The organism is Thiorhodococcus fuscus (assembly GCF_042682685.1).
GTDB classification, from domain to species: Bacteria; Pseudomonadota; Gammaproteobacteria; order Chromatiales; family Chromatiaceae; genus Imhoffiella; species Imhoffiella fuscus.
In genome coordinates this window covers 1-20653 of sequence record NZ_JBHUHX010000032.1, presented here as the reverse complement: position 1 = coordinate 20653, position 20653 = coordinate 1, and the positions used below count along the sequence as shown (strand labels likewise).

Below are 20653 nucleotides of genomic sequence, written 5' to 3'. Positions count from 1 at the left end.
CAAAGGCGCAAAGCGCGCAAAGGGTTTCGATGCGGGACGCCGAGGCATGCGAAACGACCCGTCCTGCGCAAACATGGATTGAATCGCGATCATTCGAAGATCTTTGCGCCCTTCGCGCCTTTGCGGTTCAAATTTTCCTGTCAGAGCCCGTATCTGGCCAGGATGCCCCTGGCCCGGTCCGATCCGAGGAATGCCTCGAATGCGCTGGCCGATTCGGACGCGGCTCGGTCCTTGGGGAAGGCCAGGACGATTCGGGGCGGGTCGTAGAGTTCGAGCGGCAGTTCCTCGTATCCGGCGATCCGGTCCTGGATGCCGAGCGCGTCTGTGATGTTGATGAAGCCCGCGTCGACCGTTCCGGCGATCAGATAGGCCGAGACCTGGGGTACGGTCGCCACCACCATGAGCCGGTCCTTCACCTCGGGCATGAGCCCGCTGCGCTCCAGGAACTGGGTCGCCGCCTTGCCGTAGATGGCCTTCCCGGGATCCGGCAGGGCGATGCGCTCCACCGAGGGATCCGCCAGATCGCGATAGCCGCCGAGCGCCTTGGGACCATAGGCCAGGACCAGGCGTCCGGTACCCAGCTCGACGTAGCGCCCGAAGAGCCCGGTCTTCTCCAGGAATCCGCGCTCGCCGACCACCAGATCGACCCGGCCGCTGTCGCGGGCCTGGGCCATGACCTGCTGCATGTTGCCGAAGGCGGCCTCGACCCGGGTTCCGCTCGACGCCTCGAAGGCGGCATAGATCTCGACCAGGGGCTTCTTGTAGCCGGCGCCCGCGGCGATCAGGAGCGAATCCGCCCAGACCGGAACCGCGAACAGGAGGACCAGGGTGAGTGTGATGAGCCGCATGTGAATCTCCCCGTTAGAAGTTGGCTGACAGCGACAGGGCGACCGTGAAGGGGGCACCCGGGTAATAATCGATGCTCTCGGGCCGGGCGTCGTCCTGACCCACGTCGATGGTCGAGATGTAATCGGCGTCGAAGAGATTGATCACGGACATCCCGATCTCGAGCGATTTCATGCCGGCGACCTTGCCGAGCCGATAGACCGCGTTGACATCGACCGTGGCATAGTCGTCGACCGACTCCTGGTTGAGGGCGTCGCCGTAACGGCGCCCGACATAGCGCGCGATTGGGGTCAGACTCCAGTTCCCGTAGCGGAACTCGGCGCCCAGCTTGGCGAGCCATTCGGGCGCGTCCGGCACCTGGTTGCCCGAGGTCTCCAGCACCGCCGAGCTGCCGGCGCGGATGTCGTCGTCGAGCCGGTTGCGGTTCCAGGACAGGCTGCCGATCAGGGTCCAGTGTCGATCGAGGCCCCAGCTCGCCTCCAGCTCGGCGCCGTAGGCCGTCGCATCGACGCCGCTCTGCAGATAGGAGACGCCGACCGCCGGATCGTAGGCGGTGACCTGTTTGTCGCGCAGGTCGCTGTAATAGAGCGTCGGAGTCAGGACCAGGCTGCCGTGACGCCATTCGAGACCCAGCTCGATGGTGTCCGACTTCTCCAGGGCCAGATCGTCCCAGAGCTGCTGCAGCGGAATACCCGCCTTCTGGAACGCCTTGCGGTTGCTCATGTAGACGCTGTAGAGCGGCCCCATCCAGGGATTGCCGACGCTGCGTCCATAGGCGGCCTTGAGGTCCAGCGCCTGGGTCAGCTCGAATCGGGAGCTGAGCGTGGGCAGCCATTCGTCCAGGGTCACCGCCTCGGTGCTGAGGGCGGCCACGACCGCCGGGTTCATGGACAGGGCTGTATCGTGGCTCACGTCGGGCAGACCCGAGCCGTCATAGCTGGTGATGCCCGGGATGCGGAAGCTCAGATAGCGCAGCCCGAGGCCATAGTGCCAGCGACCGCGCTCGCCGGACAGCTGAAGATAGGGGCTCTCGTAGGCGCGGTCGCCCATGTCGGCGAGGATGCCCCATTTGGAGAAGACCAGCCCCCCTTGCCTGTCGATCGCATAGACCTTCTGGCTCATGGGCGGCGGCATGGAGGAGAGCCGCTGGGTCCAGTAGCCCAGGGTCAGGGTCTGGTCGGCAAGCTCGGCGACCAGCTCGGCCGTGGCGCCGTACTGCTCCTGGTCGATGTCGATCACCATGACCCTGTCGGTCTTGCCGACCCGGCGCTCGCCCTCGTTCGACAGCCAGTAGGGACTGAATCGGATCTGGATGTCGTCGGTCAGCGCCCAGCTGAAGCGCGCGAGCAGGTTAGTCTCGTCGAAATGCTGGCTGTTGTAGGCGTAATAGTCGGCATCCGTCGTCGCCACCCCGGTCAGATCGGCGTTGTAGTCGAGATTTCCGTAGGTATCCAGATGCTTGCTCTGCGCATAGGTCAGCGGTCGATACTCGTCGCGATGGAAGCGGTTATGCGCGGCATAGAGCTGCAGGGATCCGCGCTCGCCGAAGTTCTGGGCGAAGCCGGCGTTGAAGGTGTCGCGGGACTGTCCGCCCTCCCCGCGCCATTTCTCGCTCTCGGCGGTCGAGCCCGAGAGGAAGAGGCTGGAGCCGCCGTTGAAGGTGCCCGTGTCGATGCGACCGAAGAGCTTGTGGAAGCCGTCGCCGCCGACTGCCGTGCGCAGATGCGCGCCCGCCTCCTCGGTCGGCGCCTTGATCTCCAGGTTCATACTGCCCGCCAGGTTGCCCATGCCGAGCCCGACGTCCGCTGGCTGGGCGCCGCGCCAGAGGGTGACGGATTCGAGGTTCTCCAGGTCGAACAGATTGCCCACGCCACCGCGGCCGGCGCTGACCGAGGACGGTGTGCCGTTCACCGTGACCGCCAGGTTGCTATAGGTCGAGGCGGCGATGCCGCGCACCCGCATGAAGTTTTGATCGGTGCTCAGACCGTAGGCATCCACGCCGGTGAGATTGACCGAGGGCATGAGATCGAGCGCCCGGTAGGGATTAGCCTGGGCCGGTCCGCCGAACGTCGCCAACCCTTCGGCATCGACGCGCGAGGCCGAATAGTTCTGTCCTTCGAGCGGCGCGACCGAAGGGATCGGAGAGGCCGTCACCTCGATGGCGCTCAACTCGGTGTCCGACTCGGCCAGCGCGCCCTGGGAAAGCACCAGCATCGGCCACAGCAGCATCAGCAAGTGGGTTTCGCGCTGCATCATGCCGTTACTTCCCGCCCAGGATCGCCGGAACATCCACAACCTCCGGCTTCACGCCCAGATAGAGGCTGTAGAAGTCCTTGATCTCCGTCTCGGCATCCCAGCGGAAGCGCTCCGGATAGAGGACGTTGGCGAACCATTCCATCGCCACCGCGCGCATAAAGGACGGCGGGCGACCCATCCAGTTGAAGGGCTTGGAGGGCACCAGATAGACCTGCCCCTCGCGCACCGCGCGCAGTCCGCTCCAGGCCGCATCCGTCTTGATGGTCTGGAATGCCTTGGGCTGGTCCACCAGGATGACGTCCGGATCCAGCGTCGCGACCTGATCCAGGGACACCTTGTCGCGTCCGCACATCGCCTTGGTCTCGCAGTGCATCACATTGTCGCCGCCGGCGAGCTCGATGACCTCGGCGTGGAAGGAGTCGTTGCATTCGGTGAACAGACCCTCGGGGCCTTCGGCGAAATAGACCCGTTTGCGCTCAGCCTCGGGGACCGAGCCGACCGCCTCGCTCACACGCTGCATGCGCGCGCGGATATCGTTCGCCAGCAGCGTCGCCCGCGCCTCCTCACCGATCGCCTTACCGACCAGTTCGAGCGCGGCCGGGTAGTCGGCGAGATGCTCCAGATGGACGAAGAGCCCGGGCGTTCCGAGATTCTGGAAGGTCTGCTCGACCTGCTTGGCATCGATGAAGGGCATGTCCCAGGCGATGCTGAGCTGGGGATGGGTGCTGGCCAACAGCTCCGGATTGGGAGGCAGCCCTTCGCCGGTATAGCGTCCGACGATCGGCAGGTCCTTCACCGCCGGCGAAACATAGGGGGCGTCCTCGGGCTTGAAGGGAAAGTTGAGCGTGACGAGCTTGCCGGGATCGATGGCATAGACCAGAGGCACCACGGGCGGGGCGACGGCGAAGACGCGATCGATCCGGTCCGGCACCTGGACCTGGCGTCCGGTCATATCGGTCAGCTCGGCGGCCTGGACACCGAGTCCGGCCAGCAGGAGGGCGCTCGCCAGCAGGGTCCGGCGAGGGCGGGAAAGGAGAGGGGAATCGTGCATCATTGGCATTCCAAAGGAGTCAGTGTTCATGGAAATCAAAAATCGACCGCGACCGTGGCGAGGATGGTGAAGGGGGAACCTGGGTAGTAATTGAACTGCCCCGTATCCTGGACGTAGCTGGTATTGACGTAGCCGATGTAGTCCTTGTCGAAGAGGTTGATGAAGCTCAGGGTCGCGGTCAGATCGCCGAGCCCGACACGGTCCTCGTAGCTCAGATCGAGATCGACCGTGGCGTAACCGGAGACCTTTTCGGAACGGGCCGAGTCGGCGTAGTAATCGCCGGAATAGTGGACGACGGGCGCGACGCTGAAGCGCCCCATGTGCCAGCGCCCGCCGAGGCTGGCGAGCCATTGCGGCGAGCCGGGCAACTGCTCGCCGGCCACATCCAGCATGGCCCCGCCGGTCGTAGCCAGATCGTCGTCGAAGACCGAGTGGTCGTAGGACAGGGTTCCGAAGACGTCGATGGTGCGGGTCGGCGTCCAGGTCGCGGCGAGCTGGGCGCCGTAGGCGTGGCTTTCGGCGATGTTCTGCGAATAGGCGAGCCCAACCGCCGGATCCCAGAAGGCAACCTCCTGATCCTTGTAGCGGGCGTAGTAGAGGGTCGGCTCGATGGTGCCCCAGGGAAAGCGCAGATGCAGCCCGAGATCGACCGCGTCCGAGAGTTCGGGCTTGATGGTGTTCCAGATCGCGTCGGCCGTGACGCCCGCGGCGGCGAACTTGGCGGCGTTCATCTGGTAGGTCGGCCAGAGGCCATAGACGGGCGCGCCATAGTTGCGTCCGACGCTCAACGTGAGGTCGGCCGTCGGCGCCAGTGCATAGTTGAAGCCCAGGTAGGGCAAGACCTCATGGAAGGTCACGCCATCGGCGCTGCGCGTCGGATCGATGGTCGAGGCGAGATGCAGCGCCTGATCGAAGGAGACGTTGCCGATCCCATTGGTCTTGTAGACGTCGAAGCCGGACATGTGCTCGACCATATAGCGCACGCCGCCCTCGACCTCGAGGTCGCCGAAGGCATGCGTGGCCATGGCGTAGAGACTCTGGAAACTGTGCCGCTCGGTGGGTTCGGCGAGCAAGGCCCAGTTGGAGAAGGAGCGTCCGCCGGATGCGGTGGTGTTGTAGAGCTTCCAGGCGGTGGGCGGTCCGGGCGGATCCATGGTGTTGATCCAATAGCCCAGCTTGAGATCCGTCTCTTTGAAACGGGTCGCCAGTTCCGCGCTGACCCCGTACCAGTCGTGGTCGATCAGCCACTCGCGAACCTTGCCGTTCGACATGCCGCTGTAGAAGACGCCTTCTTCATAGGTATAGAAGGGCTTGATCGTGAGTTTGGAATCGCCCGCCAGAGGCAGTGTCAGCTCGCCGAAAACGGTCCAGTCCGTGAACTGCTGCTGGTTGTATTTGTAATAGTTGACCCGATCGGCCGGATTCGAGCTGGGCGAGGCGTTGTAGTCGAAATTGCGGTAGCGCGAGAGGTTGCGCGCCTGGGCGTAATCGAGCGGACGATAGTCGTCCAGGCTCATGTCGTTGTAGGCGAAATAGAGCTTGGCCTCGATGCCCCCATCGAAACGCTGGACCACGCCGCCCTCGAAGTTCTCGCGCCCGTCCGGCGATTTGCCCGGACCGCGCCATTTGTCGCCCGAGGTATAGGAGGCGGAACCGAAGAAACTCATGCCGTTCGAGAGTTCGCCGGAATCCAGCCGCGCGAAGGTGCGCTGGAAGCCGTACGAACCGAAACTCTGCGACAGGTGCGCGCCCGCCTGCGCCTCGGGCCAGCGCAGCTGGTTGTCGAGCACGCCCATGGTGGTGAAGAAGGCGAGCCGGTCGGGCGGAATCGGACCCTGGGTCAGCGAGAGCGACTCGACGTTCTCCATGTCGAACAGCCAGAGATAGCCGGGGCCTGGGTTGATGCCGGTCAGCGGCAACCCATCGACGCTGCCCATGGCGCCATGAGACGCGATCTTGCCGCGAACCCGCAACCCCTTGTTGCTGTTGAGATTCGAGCTACCATAGGGATCCATGTCGGCGACGCTGACCGAGGGGATCTCGCGCAGCGCGCGATAGGGATTGATCTGGCTCGGCGCGGCGAGCAGATCCAGGGTCTTGCCGCCGATCAGATAACGGGTCGCCGTGGTGTCATCCTCAAGACCGATGGCGGTCCAGTCGGACTCCTGCTGGCCGTAGACGGTCACGGGCGAGAGCTGGACCTCGTCGGCCATGGCGGCGGTGAGGGCCGCCATGGCGCAGGTCGTCGCCACGAGCGCGGCGGGGTTAAGCGATGACTTCATGCTACAACTTCCTTCGCTTTGACAAGGGGTTGGGGGACGATGGGTTTCGCATCGCCCCGTTAGATCGATCCAATGCTGGAAATCCGGATCGATGGAGTTGGCCGCGCTCGATCCTCCCTACCGATTCAGCTTGAACCGGATGGGGATGCGTACCCAGGCGGAGATCGGCCGTCCATCCTGGCGCGCCGGCTTAAAGCGCCAGCGACGCACCGCCCGCAGCGCGGCCTGATCGAGACTGGCGACCCCCGAGGAGGTCGCGATCCGCACCTCGCTGGGCCGCCCGCCGACGTTGACCAGCACCCGCAGATGGACCGTGCCCTCCTGGCGCTGGCGGCGCGCCGCATCCGGATAGCCCGGAGCCGGATTGTTCAGGTAGGCCGCCGGCGAACTGGCACCGCCCTTGCCGGCTCGCGATCCACCGCTCGCGCTTCCCGACTGCTTGGACGCGGCGGACGAGTGACCGGAGTTGGCATGGGTCTGGGTGGACGCCGAACGAACCGCAGGCTTGGAGACCGGCTTCGGCGCCGGCTTGACCACCGGCTTTGGCTTTGGTTTAGGCTTCGGTTTGGGTTTGGGCTTCGGTATTGGCCTCGGCTTGGGTGGCGCCACCGCGACCTGCTCCGCAATGGGATCCGGCGTTGGCACGGCGAGCGGCTCCGGTGCCGGAGGTTCCGGCTCCTCGACGGGCTCTGGGGGCGGGGGTTCGGGCGGAGTCGGTTCCGGCTCGGGAAGAGACGCCGCCTCGGGCTCCGGTACGTCGGCGGGGGCGTCGCCCACCGCGTCGGCCGCAGCGGAATCGGCCAACGCGGAGGCGGACACCAAACTCACTTCGACCGGATCGACCTGAGGCGGTCTGATTCGCTGTGCCGGCCAGTTGGACAGACCGACCACCACCGCCGCCTCGGTTCCGAGGGCGATCGCCGTGGCCAGCCACAACGGCAGGGTCGGCAATGGCGCCTCGGTCCGGGTCACGCCTCGGGCTCCCGGGTGGCGATGCCGATGCGGGTCACCCCGGCCAAGCGACAGACGTCCATGACGGCGACCAGATCGCCGATGGCCGCGGCCTCGGCGCCGGCGATGACGACGCGGGTCTCCGTGCCGCGCTCGCGCAACACGGCCGCCAGTTCATCGAGCGTCATGCCTTGCCGGTCAACGGTGATCATGCCTGCCGCGTCCAGACTGACCACGACCTGCGGCGACTCAAGCCGCTCGGCGCTGGCGCTCGACGGCAGACGGCTGCCGATCCCGGTAGCGGGGATCATGTTGAGCGTGACCATAATGAAAAACACCAACAGAAAGAACATGATGTCGATCATGGGCACGATCTCGATACGCGCCTTGCGCCGCTCCAGATAGCGCATCAAAGGGCTCCGGACGCAGGCTCTCGCGGACCGCTTTCGGAGAAGCGGTTGACCAGCATCACCTTGAGCGTTTCGAGCTGATGCACGGCGAGCCGAACGCGCTCGTTGAGCCCGTTGAAGAAAACCAGACCGATGACGGCGATCAACAGCCCAGCGGCGGTCGCCACCAGCGCCTCGGCCACGCCGCCGGTCACGGCATTGGGCGCGGCACCAGGCTCCGAGAGCACCTGAAACGCGTGGAACATGCCGACAATGGTCCCGAGCAGCCCGAGCAAGGGAGCCAGAGTGACCGTGGTATCCAGAACCCAGAGACGCCGATCCAGCAGCGGCACCTGGCGCAGGATCACCTCCTCCAGCCGATTACCCAGCAGCTCCTGACTGCTGGGCGGCAAGGCCAGGGTAGTCTCCAACAACGCTCCATGCAGGGGGCGCGCCTGAGTCTCGCTGATCCATTCGAGTCCGGAACGATCCTGCGCCGGCAGATCGATCAGGGCCCGAGTCAGGGTCTCGCCGTGACGGGTCAGGTTGCGCAGCGCCCAGGTGCGCTCGGCGATCACCGCAAGCGCAGCGGTCAAGAGCCCCACCATCAGATAGAGCACACCGCCCGAATGCTCGGCCAGTTGCATCAGGTATGAGAGAGTCATCGGGGATCTCCGTTCGCAAACGTTATATTTGATTTCACATAACGCATGAGACGCTCAGGCATGGGTCTGCTGCTCATTTGACGAGCTGCCGGACCTCGATCGCGTTCAGCCAGCGCACATGACGCGGGCCGGTGCGCTTGTCCGTCGTCGAGATGAGCGCGATTTGCCCCTCTTCGACGCCGAGCGGCGCGCCATCCTTGCGGAAGTAGACGATGACGTGATCGCCGACCTCGGAATCGAAGATCTCGCCCCAGGAGAAGATCGCGACATAGTCGTCCGTGGCCTTGGCGATCACCGCCATCTTGCGGAAATCGCGCGGCGTGAGGGCCTTGAGCTTGGCCTGTTCGAGGATGTCGCGCAGCAGGACGCCGCGCAGGTTTTCCTTCTTGCCGATGTTGACGCCGGTGTCGCAGATCATCTCGACCTCACCGATCTGCTGAGGCGGAAACCGCTCCAGATCGGCCACCGAGAGGGTGAGTGGATTCTCGACCGCCCCCGTGACGGCAACCGAATCCGAGATGTAGGACATCTGCGGGTCCATGGCCGGAGACGCGACCGCCAGACTCGACGCCAGCAGGCCAAGGATCAGAAAGGAGAGACCGGCCCGCGATCGTGCGAGCCGACTGGATGGGTGAAGACAGGTCTTTGGCATGGAAACAGACATCAGAATTCGTACCTTGCGTTGATGAACCACATACGTCCCGGATTCGGGTAACCGTCGGCCAGCTCGTAATCGGCGTCGACCAGATTGTCCAGACGGGCCTCTAAAACCAGCTCATCGACCGGACGAAAGGAAAGTTTGAAGTTGGCGGTGGTATAGGCGTCCAACTCAACGGTGTCGGACTCCCAACGCGGCCCTTCGTGCTCGACGAACAGCAGCGCCTCCCAGCGATCCGCCGGACGGAAGGCGACATGGGCGGTGACCTTTCGGTCCGGAACGCCGGTGAGTTTGGTATCGGGATCGCTTCGGTTCTCACGATCGAGCAGGGTCAGAGTTCCCCCGACCGTCCAATGGGCGCCGATCGGTGCCGACGCGCTCAACTCCCAGCCGGTGACGCGTACCTCGCCGACGTTCTGCATCTGGTACTTGTCGTCCTCGACGTTGTCGACCTGTTGGATGAGATCGGTGATGTCGCTCAGAAACAGGGCCGTTTCGAGGTGCAGTTGCCCCCAGGGCGTGCCCTGGTAGCCAACCTCATAGTTGATCGACTGTTCGGCCTCCAGGTCTGGATTGGGAACGGCCTTGCCGAGACGCAACGAATAGCGGTCCTTCAGGGTCGGGAAACGGGTCTTTCCAGCGACCGTGGCATAGAGACGTCCGACCTGATCGAGATCCCAGAAAAGCCCAACCTGACCATTGGTGGCCGACTGATCGCCGGGATCGGGCACGGGATCGCTCGACTTGTAGACAGTGTCGGCCCGCAGCTCGCTCCAGACCACACCAAGCGAGAGGGTCAGATCCTTGGCCAGAGCGATGTTGTCCTCCACTCCGATCGTGGTCAGGGTGTCCTCGAAGTGCTCTGTGAGCTCCAGGGTATCGTCGGCCTTGTGCTCGTCCTTCTTGAGCTGGAGGCTCAGACGTAGATCCTGACGGTTGAATCGGGTCGAGCGCAGCTCGATCGAGCCACCATTGGTGCGGTCGTTGTAAACGCTCTTGCCGGCCGATCCGACGCTGCCCTTACCCGAGGTCTTGAGCCTGGTGTAGGTGTCGTCGGTATAGGACTCGACGGCATTGTCGTACTCGTCGTGATAGAGCCTCAGCTTCACCGACTCGGTGTCACCGAGCGCGGTGTTCGAGATGAAGTAGATGCTCTCCTTGTCCCAATAGGGCCACTGCCAGTAGCGGACATAGCTCGGATCGGTCGAGGGCGGCTGACCCTTCTCTCCGCTCTGACGGTAGTAGCTCAATGCGTATTCGTCCGTATCGTTCGGAGTCAGACCGATCTTGAGGGACAGCTTGTCGTCACGGCGGTAGGAGTTCTCGCGCGCCCCGCCGTTCTCGGTCGCCGTCGGTTTGAAGTCGGAAGACAGCCGAAAGTCGTCGCTCTCGATCCAGGATGCGCCGGCCTGGACATACCAAAGCCCCTGATTGCTGCCGACGTTGGCGGAGGCAGTGCGCTCGTTCCCCTCGCCGAATCCGACGCTCGCATCGCCCTCGATCTCCCGAGTCGGCTTGCGCGAGATGAGGTTGATCGCCCCTCCCAGCGTATTGGGACCATAGGTGACGGAGCTGAAACCCTTGGCGACCTGAATCGCAGAGAGGTCGGCCGTCGTAAAGCGGTTGAAATCCACGTAACCGTCATAGGGGACATAGACCGGGATGCCGTCGATGAAGAGCGGCACCTGGCGCGAATCGAAGCCTCGGACGTAGACCGTTTTCTCGTTGCGAGAGTTGGTCGACACCGTCACGCCCGGCAACAGGTCGAGCGCATCGCCCACGTTGTTGCGGTTGAATTCGCGCATCTCGTCGAGCGTGATCAGAGAGGACGCCTGATCCCCTCCCACCTCGCCGAGTTGCGATGGAGTCGCTGTCACCTGGACCGTTCCCAGATCGTACAAGGGCAAGGCGCTCTCAGCCTGGGCGCCAACGGCGACGCCCAATAGCGACAGCCCGATGGCCGAATCGATACCTATTTTTCGTTTCAAGGTCTGCTCTCACTGTCGGATCGATTGATGAAGGGCACGTCGAATCGCTCGGCCCCGACCAATCGAAAACATCCGTCGGTTCGGGTCGCCACGCGCCTTCCAAACAAGTCGGAGACGTCGGTAAAACGACCGTTATAGTCAAAAAAATACAACGCCAGACACAGCATACCAATGGCGATTCCATGGCCATGGCAACAGCAATGCAGTATCGATGCCAAATTCAAAAGACACCGACTCCATTTCTTAACCTTTTGTTAAAAAATAAGAAATCGACACACAAAATCGAAACGGGCAAGGCTGCGGGGGAAAATGAGGCAAAACGCACGATTCGTTATGTCGTTTTGTATACAACGATTCGAGACCTACATCGACAGAACCAGACAGAACCAGCGGGATATCGGACGGTCCTCGCTCGAATCTCGTGCAGCAAGCGCCAACAGGCCTCACCATGAAGAGAAGACACACGGAACGAACCGCGAGAATTCACTGCTCCGGGGTGACGACACGCCTCAATGCAGGGTGACGAGGATGATGCTGGTCGCCTTGAACACGGCGCAGACGGGACTCCCGACCAAGAGGCCGAGATGTTCGGCGCTATCCCTGGTGACGACAGCGGTGACGGTACGCCCACCCGCAATCACCAGGGTGACCTCGACGTTGACAGGGCCTTCATAGATACGCTTAACATGACCCCATAGATGATTGCGTGCAGAGGTACGCAGATTCGGGTCGACGGAAAGGATGACAGAAGAGGCCTTGATGAACGCCTGCACCTCCATGCCGATCTCGAGCTGGAGGTGGCGTGCACTCTCGCGGGTGATGAGCGCGGTCAATTGCAGTCCCTCGTCCATGCAAAGCTGCACCTGGGCACTGACCTCGCTGAGATTGAGACCACAGACCCTCGCGGCGAACTGGTTGCGCGCGCTGGTCTTCATGCCCATCCGTCGCAACAGCCGACGGCACTCTTGCAGGTCCGCCTCCTCCGAATCGCCCATCTCACGCGAGAGACGTTCAAGGGCCCCTTGATATTCCTGTTCGATCGCCCTGAACATGGCGATGAGTCTGGCGCCATAGGGCGTCAGATGGGTACCGCCGCCGTGGCGCCCACCCACCGAACTCTCGACCAATGGGGACTCGGCCAGGTTGTTCATGGCATCGATAGCATCCCATGCCGACTTGTATGACATGGGCACGGCCTTGGCTGCGCGGGAGATGGAACCGTGGCGACCGATGGCCTCCAACAGACGAATGCGCGTATCGCCCAGGAAATTGCCAAGCTGCGTCTCGACGGACAGCTTGCTCATCAGGCGAACCGATTCTGCGCCGTGTGGGAACATGGAATTCGCTATACTTTGATAGATATAACGGTGAGTATACAACCTCGAACAAGACGACAAAAGAAGGCTGCGAACCAAAGGGGAACAATAGCCACCGCTATGGTTGTAAGTACAAACCGCAACGTCCTAAAGTAGAATTCGCCAGTTGCCAGAAAGGGCCTGGCGCACAAGACGCAATTTCATCAGCAAGGTAAGGCATCGATATGAAAATTAGTGCGCGCAATATCCTTCGCGGAACAGTCGAAGCGGTCAAGACCGGTGCGGTCAACAGCGAAGTGGACCTCACCTTGCCTGGCGGTGAGAAGCTGGTTGCCGTGGTCACCAACGAAAGCGCTCAATCGCTGGGGCTGGCTGGGGGAAAAGAGGTCGTCGCGCTCGTCAAGGCATCCTCCGTCCTCGTCATGACCGACGATTCCGGGATTCGTCTGAGCGCCCGCAACTGCCTCGCAGGCACGGTCAAGAATGTGACTGCTGGCCCGGTGAGCGCCGAAATCACGATCGCGCTGGCTGGCGGCGACGAGGTTCACGCGTCCATCACCCACAATGCCGAAACAGAACTGGGTCTCAAGGAAGGCACTGCTGCCATGGCCGTCTTCAAGGCATCCGCCGTCATTCTCGGCGTCCCGGCCTAAGTCTTTTCGCGGGCGCCAGACGGCGCCCGCCGCTCGATCATGCAGCCCCATCGCTCGCGGGGCGGCGTCAATCTCCCCCTACCCCACCAACCGAGAACGCCAAAGCAGAACCGCCCCGAAGCGTCTGCTCGACCATCACTCGGATTTCACGCTGCCCCGCCCCAATAGGCTTGCCTCAGGCACCAACACCAAACCGCTGCGCCTGGACTCGCCAGTACAACCTAAATTCAGGTGACAACCGTCCCGGACATGGGGTCCACCTTCCCTTCCCGATAGCGCCCGGCGATACAACGCCAATGCCGCGCGAATCGCCGGTAGGCGCACTGCTCCTCGGCATCCCGACAGACATCCGGATGCAAATAGAGCGCGTCGATGTGACGCACAACGGACTCGGCCTGCTCGACCGAAGCCTCGCGCACGTAACGTCGGATGAGATCGCCGAGCCGTGATTCCAGGGCCGGCCGGTCCAGGTGGACGAGATCGTCGGTTGCAAGCATGGCAATCAAGGGTTGCATTCGGTGTCTCCGTATCGGCATGGACTCGCGGGTACCTTGCAAGCCGCACCGACGAACGTCCGGACACGACTGGCATTGGTCACACCGCTCGACCGAAGGTGATCCAGCGTTCGCGAGCTTGTGACAGAACAAGAATCAAACGATAACGATTCTCATTAAATATAAAGAGACAATGGCGGCCAGGTCAAGGGCGAATGCCGCCAAACGTGCAAACGCCCGCGCGCGACGCCCGAGCGGGGTCGCGACCAGCGATCAAATCGGTGAACGAAGGTGGAATCGGCGTAGAAATCGCCTGGGATGAAGCGCACGAACAGGCGCAACGACACGAGGGCGCCGGGCCTGCCGCACCGAGGGCGGGAAGACGAACGATGGATCGGGCACGTGAAAAGCGACACGTGCCAACCTGAACGATGGGGAAATGTTAATTTTTGCGGCTGCGCTCGCGGCTCATCTCTTCGGCGTAGCGGTGCAACATATTCCAGCGTTCGCGTCGCCGACTCATCGGCATGCCGCCGAGGACAGCCCTCAACCAATAAAACAGACGTAGACGCAGCCGCAATCGAACCTCAGGGCCGAGCGGACCATCAAGCGTTGAGGCCAAACGGGTCATGGAATCTCTCTCCGTCACGCGGCCGCCGACAGGACGAGGTTGAAGCAACCGGGCTCGGCTACTACTTCATTGAGCAGATTCCTTGCACACTCTTGGCATTTGCCGCAGCAGCCAGCGACTCCGAGTTCGGAACGCAACTTACCCAGGGTGTCATGTCCTTGCTCGACCGCCTCGCGAATCTGACGGTCCGTAACCGAGTTGCAGATGCAAACGTACATGTTCAGGGCCACCTAAGTTTTAGCGTAGAGGTATCAAGAAAATACGAACGATTCGCATTGATGTCAAGGGCTACAATGCGATTCCGATCGCAAAATCTCAGTTGCCCCAAATATCGTCTCGCCTCACCCCTTGTCATTCATCGACCTCGACCGGGAGCACAACACCAGTGAAACTCGATCCCACCATCAATCAACAGCTCAACGCGGTGCTCAAGGAGAGCCTGACTCAAATCAACCAGCTGTTCCTGCATGCGCGGATGCTCGGGAACTGGGGCTTCCACCATTTGGAGGAACAGGAATACAAGGCGTCCATCCGCGCCATGAAGCACGCTGACGCGCTCATCGCTCGCATCCTCTTCTTGGAGGGGCTGCCCAATCTTCAGGACCTGGGAAAGCTGATGATCGGCGAGCAGGTCCCCGAGATCCTGAAGCACGACCTCACCATGGAGCGGCGCTACCGCGACACACTGGTCGCGGCCATCGCCCATTGCGAGCAGCAACAAGACTTCGTGACCCGGCACCACCTGGAGGAGTTGCAGGAAGACGCCGAGGAGCGCATCGACTGGCTGGAAACGCAAAGTTCGCTCATCGCAGCGCTGGGAATCGAAAACTACCTGCAATCGGCCGTTTGAGCCGGAGGAGAAGAGAGATGAAAGGCAAACCGACCGTCATCGCACAACTTCAGAAGCTGCTGGCTGGCGAACTGGCCGCCATCGATCAGTATTTCATTCATTCGCGCATGTACGAGGACTGGGGCTTTCACAAGCTGTTCGAGCGCATCGACCACGAAACCCAGGAGGAGCGCGAGCATGCCGACAAGATCATCAAGCGCATGCTCTTCCTAGAGGCGACGCCAGACCTTTCGCAACGCGACGGACTGCGGGTCGGAACCGACGTCACCAGCATGCTCAAGAACGATCTGCAGCTGGAATACGAGGTCGTCGATGCGCTCAAGGAGGCCATCGCGATCTGCGAACAGGAGCAGGATTATCAGACGCGGGAGATGCTTGAGGTACTGCTGCAGGACACGGAAGAGGATCACGCCTATTGGCTGGAGCGCCAGCTCGGTCTCATCGACCGTCTGGGGATGAGCAACTATCTTCAGTCTCAGTTGGACGCGTCCTGAATCCAGCGGACGATCCCAAGATCGAAAACCACGACATGGGTTCGCCGCGCCGCACTCAGAGAACGCAATAGGGTGAAGCGCCTCAGTTCCCGGCGACCTCTCGGACACAGAGGGGTCGGCCATTCCTCAGGAGCCGCTCGCATTCTGCCACCGGAAGCGGACGACTGAAGAGAAACCCCTGGACCTCCTCGCAATCGTTCAGAACCAGATAGCGCAGTTGTAACTCTGTCTCCACGCCCTCGGCGACCACGGTCAGACCGAGTGAATGGGCCAGAACGATGATGGCACGCGCGATCGCCTCGGGATGCCCGTCACTTCCGAGCGGTGTCACGAAGCTCCGATCGATCTTGAGCCGATCGAGCGGAAAACTCCGCAGATAACCCAACGAGGAATAACCGGTCCCGAAGTCGTCGACCGACAGACTGACGCCCATGTCACTGAGCTCCTTCAGTACCCGCGTCGCGGTCGGAACATCCTCCATCAGCGCCGTCTCCGTAATCTCGAGTTCGAGCTGATTGGCTGCGACACCGTGGCGCTCCATCAGTGCCGCGATCCGCTTGGCGAAATCGGGCCGACGCAGCTGGCGGGGAGAGACATTGACCGCCATCGTTCCCGGGTTCAGCCCCTGGTCTATCCAGCGGGCATGCTGCGCCATGGCCTCCTGCAGAACCCAATCGCCGATCTCCAGGATCAGCCCCGACTCCTCGGCCACCGGAATGAATTCACCCGGACTGACGGCACCCTCCTGGGGGCTGTCCCAGCGCAACAGCGCCTCCCAGCCGGTGATGCGCCGAGTCAGCAAGTCGACACGGGGCTGATAATGGAGATGCAGTTCGCGCTCGGCGAGCGCCTGTCGCAACAGACTCTGCAGCCGATGCCGCCGCTGGACCTGATCCGCGACGGGGCCATCGTAGAAGGCATAGGCATTGCCGCCCGAGGACTTGGCCCACCCGAGCGCCAGATCCGCCTTGCGCACCAACTGACTCACATCCTGGCCATCGGAGGGAATAAGCGCGATCCCCAGGCTCAGACTCTGCGAATGCTCCCATTCGTTGATGAGAATCGGCTCGGCGAATGCCCGTAGAATTCGGTCGGCAGACGCGACCACGGCGCCTCGATCGGCACCAAACAAAACCGCGACCAGGACATCGCCGCTGAAACGCACCAGCGGGGTGCCGGCCGGCAAATTCTCGACCAGGCGCGCGCAGACAGTCACCAACAACAGATCGCCGAACTCGTGCCCGAGCGTCTCGTTGACCTGACGAAAGCGATCGAGATCGATCAGAACCAGAGCGCCCGGCTCGCCCCGTGCCACACCGGATGCAGGGTCGTCCAGAATCAAGGACAGCTGCGCGCGATTCGGAAGCCCTGTCAGATCGTCCGTAGTCGCCATCATGTGCAGCAGATAATCCTGCTGACTAAGTTCCAACGTATCCCGAACGATGGCGATGATCGTTGCACGATCACCCACGCTAGCACAGCCGAAGGTCATGTCGGCGGTCACATCGACACCGTCGAGCGTGCGTAGCGAGATCGCCGCCGCACCAGTGGAATCGGGTTCGGCAGACTCCGTCAGGTTGGCGAGCTCGCGCAGCAGCACCTGCCGAGAGACCGCGTCCTGAGCCAGATCCGACAGGCGCTCGCCAGCCTCAAGCTCAAGCGGATCCGCCGATCCCATCATGGATGCGAACTGGCGGTTGGCATAACGAATCCTGGAGTCTGTATCCATGACGACGACCCCGACCGGGGCAACATCGATCAGTTGTTTCAGGCATGCGAGTCTGGGCGCGCAGGGGGGGCGGGTCGCGGCATCCTCTCGACCAAGCAACCGCAACAGCAAAAGGAGTCCCGCCAATACCAGGCCGTCGCCACCCAGCTGAAGAAAGGGATCGGCAACACGCTCGGCGACGACGAGGAACAGACAGCAAGTGACCAACAGGACCAGCCCGAACAGCGCCAGATCCAGCTCCGTGCGCTGACCACGCGTGAGGAGGAATACCCCGAAGGCCACGACCGCCATCGCCAACAGCAACCAGCTGGTAAGCTGTGCGGCCGCCCCGAGGGCCAAAACCGAAGCGAAGAGGATGCCCATCGCCATCTGGCGCCGGTGCGGGTGTCTACCGCGCCGAAACCAGAGACGAGGCGCCAGCGCAATCCGTATCGTAGCGACGGCGGCTACCGCAGCCATGAGCGCCTGAAGGGCGCCATAGAGTGTCTCTCCGACCCCAATGCTCGGATCGGTGACACCAGTCATCGTCAACCAGGTCAAGGCCGGCCAGGCGACCAGAATCGACGACACCATCATGGAGTTCTGCGGGCTTGCGCCCTGGCATCGTCCAGAAATCATCGCACAGCTCCCTTCGACTATCGACGCCCGCTGGCAAAGGCCATGATGGCACCGGAGATCTCTTCGAGCGGCAGGGATCGCTCCACGGCACCCAACTTGACCGCCTCCTTAGGCATCCCGTAAACGACGCAACTCGCCTCGTCTTGCGCGACCGACATAGCGCCGGCATCGTGCATCTCCTTGAGACCGCGCGCGCCGTCATCGCCCATTCCGGTCATGATGACCCCGAGCGCATTGCGTCCCGCGCTACGCGCGGCGGACCGGAAAAGCACATCGACGGACGGCTTGTGCCGGCTCACCGGCGGACCGTCCATGACGTTGACCTGATACTGAGCCCCGTTACGCTTGAGCACCATGTGGCGTCCACCGGGAGCGATCAGGACGCGCCCCTGCATGACACGGTCGCCGTTCTGCGCCTCCCGCACCTCCATCTGGCAGAGCCCGTCGAGCCGTTGGGCGAAGGCCGTGGTGAAGCGCTCCGGCATGTGTTGGACGATGACCAGACCCGGCGTCGTGCGGGGCAGCGCCGTCAGCAGAATCTCCAGCGCCTGCGTGCCTCCGGTCGAAGTGCCGATTGCCACGATCTTCTCGGTCGTCTGATGCATCGCCTGATCGGGGGCCGGAAGCATGACATCAGCCGAATACTTGGGTGCCACAGCCAACGGCGCTGGCGAGGGCGAGACGCGCCGCATGTTGGCCTTAGCCGCCGCGCGCACGGCATTGGCGACGTCCTTGGCTGCGCTGGAGAGAAAGTCCTTCAGCCCCAGATGGGGTTTAGTGATGACGTCCATAGCCCCCGCCGCCAGCGCCTGAACGGTCGTCTGGGCGCCCTTCTCTGTCAGAGAAGAACAGATCACGACAGGTGTCGGATGCTCCGCCATCAGCTTCTTCATAAAGGTGATACCGTCCATGCGCGGCATCTCCACGTCCAAAACGATGACGTCCGGCCAATCGCGCTTCATCTTCTCCAGCGCGAACAGCGGATCCGAGGCGGTCGCGATCACCGTCAGATCGGGCTCGGCATTGAGTAGTCCAGACAACACCTGACGCACGGTGGCCGAGTCGTCGACGATCATGACTTTGACGGGGGGGCTCATGCCATTTGCTCCTTTTTACAACGACGACACCCCTCATCGCAGACGACGGGCGAATGTTTGAGCCAGGCGAGACCCGTGGCGACATCGAAGACCAGCTGACGGTGACCGTGGCCACCCAGATGCTCCGCGACCACCGGATGGCCGAAGAGCTTGGCCAGTTCGCGGCCGGCCGCGATGTTGCGTTCCTGGACCTGATAGGGCTGAAGTTCGAGCACAGCATCTGGGCAAGTCGACATGATCCCACCGCCGAAGAGCTTGGCCTCGAACTCGCTCGGAGCGCATCCGGTCGCCGCAATCCGACTCTGTAGCATAGCCATCGCCGAATCGGCGTAACAGCCCTCGCGCTCGGGACGCATGGATGCGGGAGCACGCGAGATCATGAAGTGACAGAGCCCACCAATCCGCAGCCTCGGATGCCAAAGCGTCACCGCGACGCAAGAACCCAACAGGGTCCGCAGACGTGTTTCTCCGCCACCGAACCAGATATCGCAGGGATACACATAGATGTCTTGCATGGACGGAGATCCGCTCAGATCTTTCGATAGACGGCGGGCGCGATGCCTTCCAGATCGCACGCCAATCCGTTGAGACTTTCGGAATGACCGATGAAGAACCAGCCACCCGGACGCAGCCGACTCATGAGCGACTGGACCACCTGCCGCTTGGTTTCCGGCTGGAAGTAGATCATGACGTTGCGCAGAAAGATGGCGTCGAAGGTGGGAGTCGACGGCAAGGTGGCCGTCAGATTGACCTGTGCGAAGCGCGTCCTGGAGCGCAGTTGCGGTGCGACGAGGAAGCGTCCCTCCTGGCTTCCGACCCCCTTGAGGCAATAACGTCTCAGCCGATCCTGGGACAGCTCAGAGGCACGTTCCATCGAATAGAGCCCTGACTCTGCCTGCTGCAGAACCTTGGTGCTGATGTCGGATCCGAACACCTCCCAGGGCGCCCCCCCCAGCGACTCCTCCAACACCATCGCCAGGGTATAGACCTCCTCGCCGCTGGAACAGGCCGCGCTCCAGACACGAAAGGGACGCCCGGGCGGATGCTCGGACAGAAGCCCGTCGCGCAGAAGCTCGAAGTGCTTTGGCTCGCGAAAGAAATGGGTCTCGTTGGTGGTCAGCAGATCCACCGCGATCTGGCGCTCATCGCTTTGGGCCGTGATGAGTCGGTAATAGTCCGAAAAGCTGGTCAGACCATGATGTCGCAGCCGCTTGCTCAGGCGACCAGCGACCAAGGTCTTTTTCACGGGTGCCAAGCTGATCCCGGCGACTCCGTGAATGAATTTTCGGAACTGCGCAAACTCCTGGTCGGTCAATCGTGTCTCTTGCGTGCTCATCTAAATGTTCCGCACCGCGTGCCCGACCGACCCACCAGGATCGACGGACAAGCAGCTATGTGGCTGCATCATCAAGGCGTAGCTCGTCGACCTCAGTCGACTCCCGTGCCGGGGGCTAGAAGGCAACGAACTCCGAGTCCGAGGATGGAGGAAACGTCATGGGCATCACCTTATCGGCCGCCTTGGACGCCAACTTCGGCCGCGCATCGGGGGCACGGATCCTATCCTTGACGGCCCGTTCCACATCCGATGCGATCTTGAAAAAATTCATCATCTGCTGGAGCTGCTCGGCCTGACCGCTCATCTCCTCGGCCGTCGCCGCCAGCTCCTCGGAGGCCGAGGCGTTCTG

Annotated in this window: 20 protein-coding genes and 1 pseudogene; 3 read left to right on the top strand and 18 right to left on the bottom strand. The window is 62.5% G+C overall.

Annotated features, from left to right (window positions below):
- Positions 1 to 140 precede the first annotated feature (140 nt).
- The 10 genes from modA to ACFSJC_RS12145 all read right to left on the bottom strand — a co-directional run bounded on the left by modA (position 141) and on the right by ACFSJC_RS12145 (position 12390).
- Positions 141 to 848, bottom strand: coding sequence for a molybdate ABC transporter substrate-binding protein (modA, locus tag ACFSJC_RS12190; protein ID WP_386027027.1), 708 nt, complete (start codon positions 846 to 848; stop codon positions 141 to 143).
- A gap of 13 nt (positions 849 to 861) precedes the next feature.
- Entirely contained in the window at positions 862 to 3102 is a 2241-nt protein-coding gene (locus ACFSJC_RS12185; protein WP_386027024.1) for a TonB-dependent receptor, read from the bottom strand.
- Positions 3103 to 3106: 4 nt separating this feature from the next.
- Positions 3107 to 4153: an ABC transporter substrate-binding protein gene (locus tag ACFSJC_RS12180; protein WP_386027022.1), complete on the bottom strand. Its 1047-nt coding sequence runs from the start codon at positions 4151 to 4153 to the stop codon at positions 3107 to 3109.
- Between the two features lie 35 nt (positions 4154 to 4188).
- Positions 4189 to 6435 carry a TonB-dependent receptor gene (locus ACFSJC_RS12175; protein ID WP_386027020.1) on the bottom strand — a complete coding sequence of 749 codons (2247 nt, stop codon included), beginning with the start codon at positions 6433 to 6435 and terminating at the stop codon, positions 4189 to 4191.
- Positions 6436 to 6552: 117 nt separating this feature from the next.
- Positions 6553 to 7407 carry an energy transducer TonB gene (locus tag ACFSJC_RS12170; RefSeq protein ID WP_386027019.1) on the bottom strand — a complete coding sequence of 285 codons (855 nt, stop codon included), beginning with the start codon at positions 7405 to 7407 and terminating at the stop codon, positions 6553 to 6555.
- A complete protein-coding gene (locus tag ACFSJC_RS12165; RefSeq protein ID WP_386027016.1) occupies positions 7404 to 7796 on the bottom strand; it encodes an ExbD/TolR family protein in 393 nt (130 codons plus the stop codon). The genes ACFSJC_RS12170 and ACFSJC_RS12165 overlap by 4 nt, the downstream gene beginning before the upstream one ends.
- Positions 7796 to 8440, bottom strand: a complete 645-nt coding sequence (locus tag ACFSJC_RS12160) for a MotA/TolQ/ExbB proton channel family protein (RefSeq protein WP_386027013.1) — start codon at positions 8438 to 8440, stop codon at positions 7796 to 7798. Before ACFSJC_RS12160 ends, ACFSJC_RS12165 begins: the two co-directional genes overlap by 1 nt.
- Positions 8441 to 8513: 73 nt before the next feature.
- Positions 8514 to 9092: a molybdopterin-dependent oxidoreductase gene (locus tag ACFSJC_RS12155; protein WP_386027011.1), complete on the bottom strand. Its 579-nt coding sequence runs from the start codon at positions 9090 to 9092 to the stop codon at positions 8514 to 8516.
- An 11-nt stretch (positions 9093 to 9103) separates the two neighbouring features.
- A complete protein-coding gene (locus tag ACFSJC_RS12150; RefSeq protein WP_386027009.1) occupies positions 9104 to 11086 on the bottom strand; it encodes a TonB-dependent receptor plug domain-containing protein in 1983 nt (660 codons plus the stop codon).
- Positions 11087 to 11595: 509 nt separating this feature from the next.
- On the bottom strand, positions 11596 to 12390 hold the full coding sequence (locus ACFSJC_RS12145; RefSeq protein ID WP_386027008.1) for a TOBE domain-containing protein: 795 nt from the start codon (positions 12388 to 12390) through the stop codon (positions 11596 to 11598).
- A 236-nt stretch (positions 12391 to 12626) separates the two neighbouring features.
- Here ACFSJC_RS12145 and ACFSJC_RS12140 point away from each other — a divergent pair, with 236 nt between their 5' ends.
- Positions 12627 to 13055, top strand: coding sequence for a TOBE domain-containing protein (locus tag ACFSJC_RS12140; RefSeq protein ID WP_386027006.1), 429 nt, complete (start codon positions 12627 to 12629; stop codon positions 13053 to 13055).
- Positions 13056 to 13282: 227 nt separating this feature from the next.
- Here ACFSJC_RS12140 and ACFSJC_RS12135 read toward each other — a convergent pair whose 3' ends face one another.
- The 3 genes from ACFSJC_RS12135 to ACFSJC_RS12125 form a co-directional block, all read right to left on the bottom strand.
- Complete coding sequence (locus ACFSJC_RS12135) at positions 13283 to 13570, bottom strand: ATP dependent RNA helicase (RefSeq protein ID WP_386027004.1); 288 nt, start codon at positions 13568 to 13570, stop codon at positions 13283 to 13285.
- Positions 13571 to 13991: 421 nt separating this feature from the next.
- Positions 13992 to 14180: a hypothetical protein gene (locus ACFSJC_RS12130; RefSeq protein ID WP_386027002.1), complete on the bottom strand. Its 189-nt coding sequence runs from the start codon at positions 14178 to 14180 to the stop codon at positions 13992 to 13994.
- 14 nt (positions 14181 to 14194) lie between these two features.
- A complete protein-coding gene (locus ACFSJC_RS12125; protein ID WP_386026999.1) occupies positions 14195 to 14398 on the bottom strand; it encodes a (2Fe-2S)-binding protein in 204 nt (67 codons plus the stop codon).
- Positions 14399 to 14565: 167 nt separating this feature from the next.
- On the opposite strand from ACFSJC_RS12125, the gene bfr (ACFSJC_RS12120) reads away from it, so the two are divergent.
- Together bfr (ACFSJC_RS12120) and bfr (ACFSJC_RS12115) are read left to right on the top strand one after the other, a co-directional pair.
- Positions 14566 to 15030, top strand: coding sequence for a bacterioferritin (bfr, locus tag ACFSJC_RS12120; protein ID WP_386026996.1), 465 nt, complete (start codon positions 14566 to 14568; stop codon positions 15028 to 15030).
- A 17-nt stretch (positions 15031 to 15047) separates the two neighbouring features.
- Positions 15048 to 15524, top strand: coding sequence for a bacterioferritin (gene bfr, locus ACFSJC_RS12115; RefSeq protein WP_386026995.1), 477 nt, complete (start codon positions 15048 to 15050; stop codon positions 15522 to 15524).
- Between the two features lie 82 nt (positions 15525 to 15606).
- Here the strand turns inward: bfr (ACFSJC_RS12115) and ACFSJC_RS12110 are convergent, their stop codons facing one another.
- The 5 genes and pseudogenes from ACFSJC_RS12110 to ACFSJC_RS12090 form a co-directional block, all read right to left on the bottom strand.
- Entirely contained in the window at positions 15607 to 17871 is a 2265-nt protein-coding gene (locus tag ACFSJC_RS12110; protein WP_386026993.1) for a putative bifunctional diguanylate cyclase/phosphodiesterase, read from the bottom strand.
- 17 nt (positions 17872 to 17888) lie between these two features.
- Positions 17889 to 18968: a protein-glutamate methylesterase/protein-glutamine glutaminase gene (locus tag ACFSJC_RS12105; protein WP_386026990.1), complete on the bottom strand. Its 1080-nt coding sequence runs from the start codon at positions 18966 to 18968 to the stop codon at positions 17889 to 17891.
- Positions 18965 to 19483 carry a chemotaxis protein CheD gene (locus tag ACFSJC_RS12100; RefSeq protein ID WP_386026988.1) on the bottom strand — a complete coding sequence of 173 codons (519 nt, stop codon included), beginning with the start codon at positions 19481 to 19483 and terminating at the stop codon, positions 18965 to 18967. Before ACFSJC_RS12100 ends, ACFSJC_RS12105 begins: the two co-directional genes overlap by 4 nt.
- A 14-nt stretch (positions 19484 to 19497) precedes the next feature.
- Positions 19498 to 20304, bottom strand: coding sequence for a CheR family methyltransferase (locus ACFSJC_RS12095; protein WP_386026985.1), 807 nt, complete (start codon positions 20302 to 20304; stop codon positions 19498 to 19500).
- Positions 20305 to 20419: 115 nt separating this feature from the next.
- A pseudogene (locus ACFSJC_RS12090) lies at positions 20420 to 20653 on the bottom strand (methyl-accepting chemotaxis protein); the annotation flags it as partial.

Excerpts from the sequence above, each read along its gene's own strand:
- modA (WP_386027027.1), bottom strand. The coding sequence starts at position 848 with ATGCGGCTCATCACACTCACCCTGGTCCTCCTGTTCGCGGTTCCGGTC.
- ACFSJC_RS12185 (WP_386027024.1), bottom strand. The coding sequence starts at position 3,102 with ATGATGCAGCGCGAAACCCACTTGCTGATGCTGCTGTGGCCGATGCTG.
- ACFSJC_RS12180 (WP_386027022.1), bottom strand. The coding sequence starts at position 4,153 with ATGCACGATTCCCCTCTCCTTTCCCGCCCTCGCCGGACCCTGCTGGCG.
- ACFSJC_RS12175 (WP_386027020.1), bottom strand. The coding sequence starts at position 6,435 with ATGAAGTCATCGCTTAACCCCGCCGCGCTCGTGGCGACGACCTGCGCC.
- ACFSJC_RS12165 (WP_386027016.1), bottom strand. The coding sequence starts at position 7,796 with ATGCGCTATCTGGAGCGGCGCAAGGCGCGTATCGAGATCGTGCCCATG.
- ACFSJC_RS12160 (WP_386027013.1), bottom strand. The coding sequence starts at position 8,440 with ATGACTCTCTCATACCTGATGCAACTGGCCGAGCATTCGGGCGGTGTG.
- ACFSJC_RS12155 (WP_386027011.1), bottom strand. The coding sequence starts at position 9,092 with ATGCCAAAGACCTGTCTTCACCCATCCAGTCGGCTCGCACGATCGCGG.
- ACFSJC_RS12145 (WP_386027008.1), bottom strand. The coding sequence starts at position 12,390 with ATGAGCAAGCTGTCCGTCGAGACGCAGCTTGGCAATTTCCTGGGCGAT.
- ACFSJC_RS12140 (WP_386027006.1), top strand. The coding sequence starts at position 12,627 with ATGAAAATTAGTGCGCGCAATATCCTTCGCGGAACAGTCGAAGCGGTC.
- ACFSJC_RS12135 (WP_386027004.1), bottom strand. The coding sequence starts at position 13,570 with ATGCAACCCTTGATTGCCATGCTTGCAACCGACGATCTCGTCCACCTG.
- ACFSJC_RS12130 (WP_386027002.1), bottom strand. The coding sequence starts at position 14,180 with ATGACCCGTTTGGCCTCAACGCTTGATGGTCCGCTCGGCCCTGAGGTT.
- ACFSJC_RS12125 (WP_386026999.1), bottom strand. The coding sequence starts at position 14,398 with ATGTACGTTTGCATCTGCAACTCGGTTACGGACCGTCAGATTCGCGAG.
- bfr (WP_386026995.1), top strand. The coding sequence starts at position 15,048 with ATGAAAGGCAAACCGACCGTCATCGCACAACTTCAGAAGCTGCTGGCT.
- ACFSJC_RS12110 (WP_386026993.1), bottom strand. The coding sequence starts at position 17,871 with ATGATTTCTGGACGATGCCAGGGCGCAAGCCCGCAGAACTCCATGATG.
- ACFSJC_RS12105 (WP_386026990.1), bottom strand. The coding sequence starts at position 18,968 with ATGAGCCCCCCCGTCAAAGTCATGATCGTCGACGACTCGGCCACCGTG.
- ACFSJC_RS12100 (WP_386026988.1), bottom strand. The coding sequence starts at position 19,483 with ATGCAAGACATCTATGTGTATCCCTGCGATATCTGGTTCGGTGGCGGA.
- ACFSJC_RS12095 (WP_386026985.1), bottom strand. The coding sequence starts at position 20,304 with ATGAGCACGCAAGAGACACGATTGACCGACCAGGAGTTTGCGCAGTTC.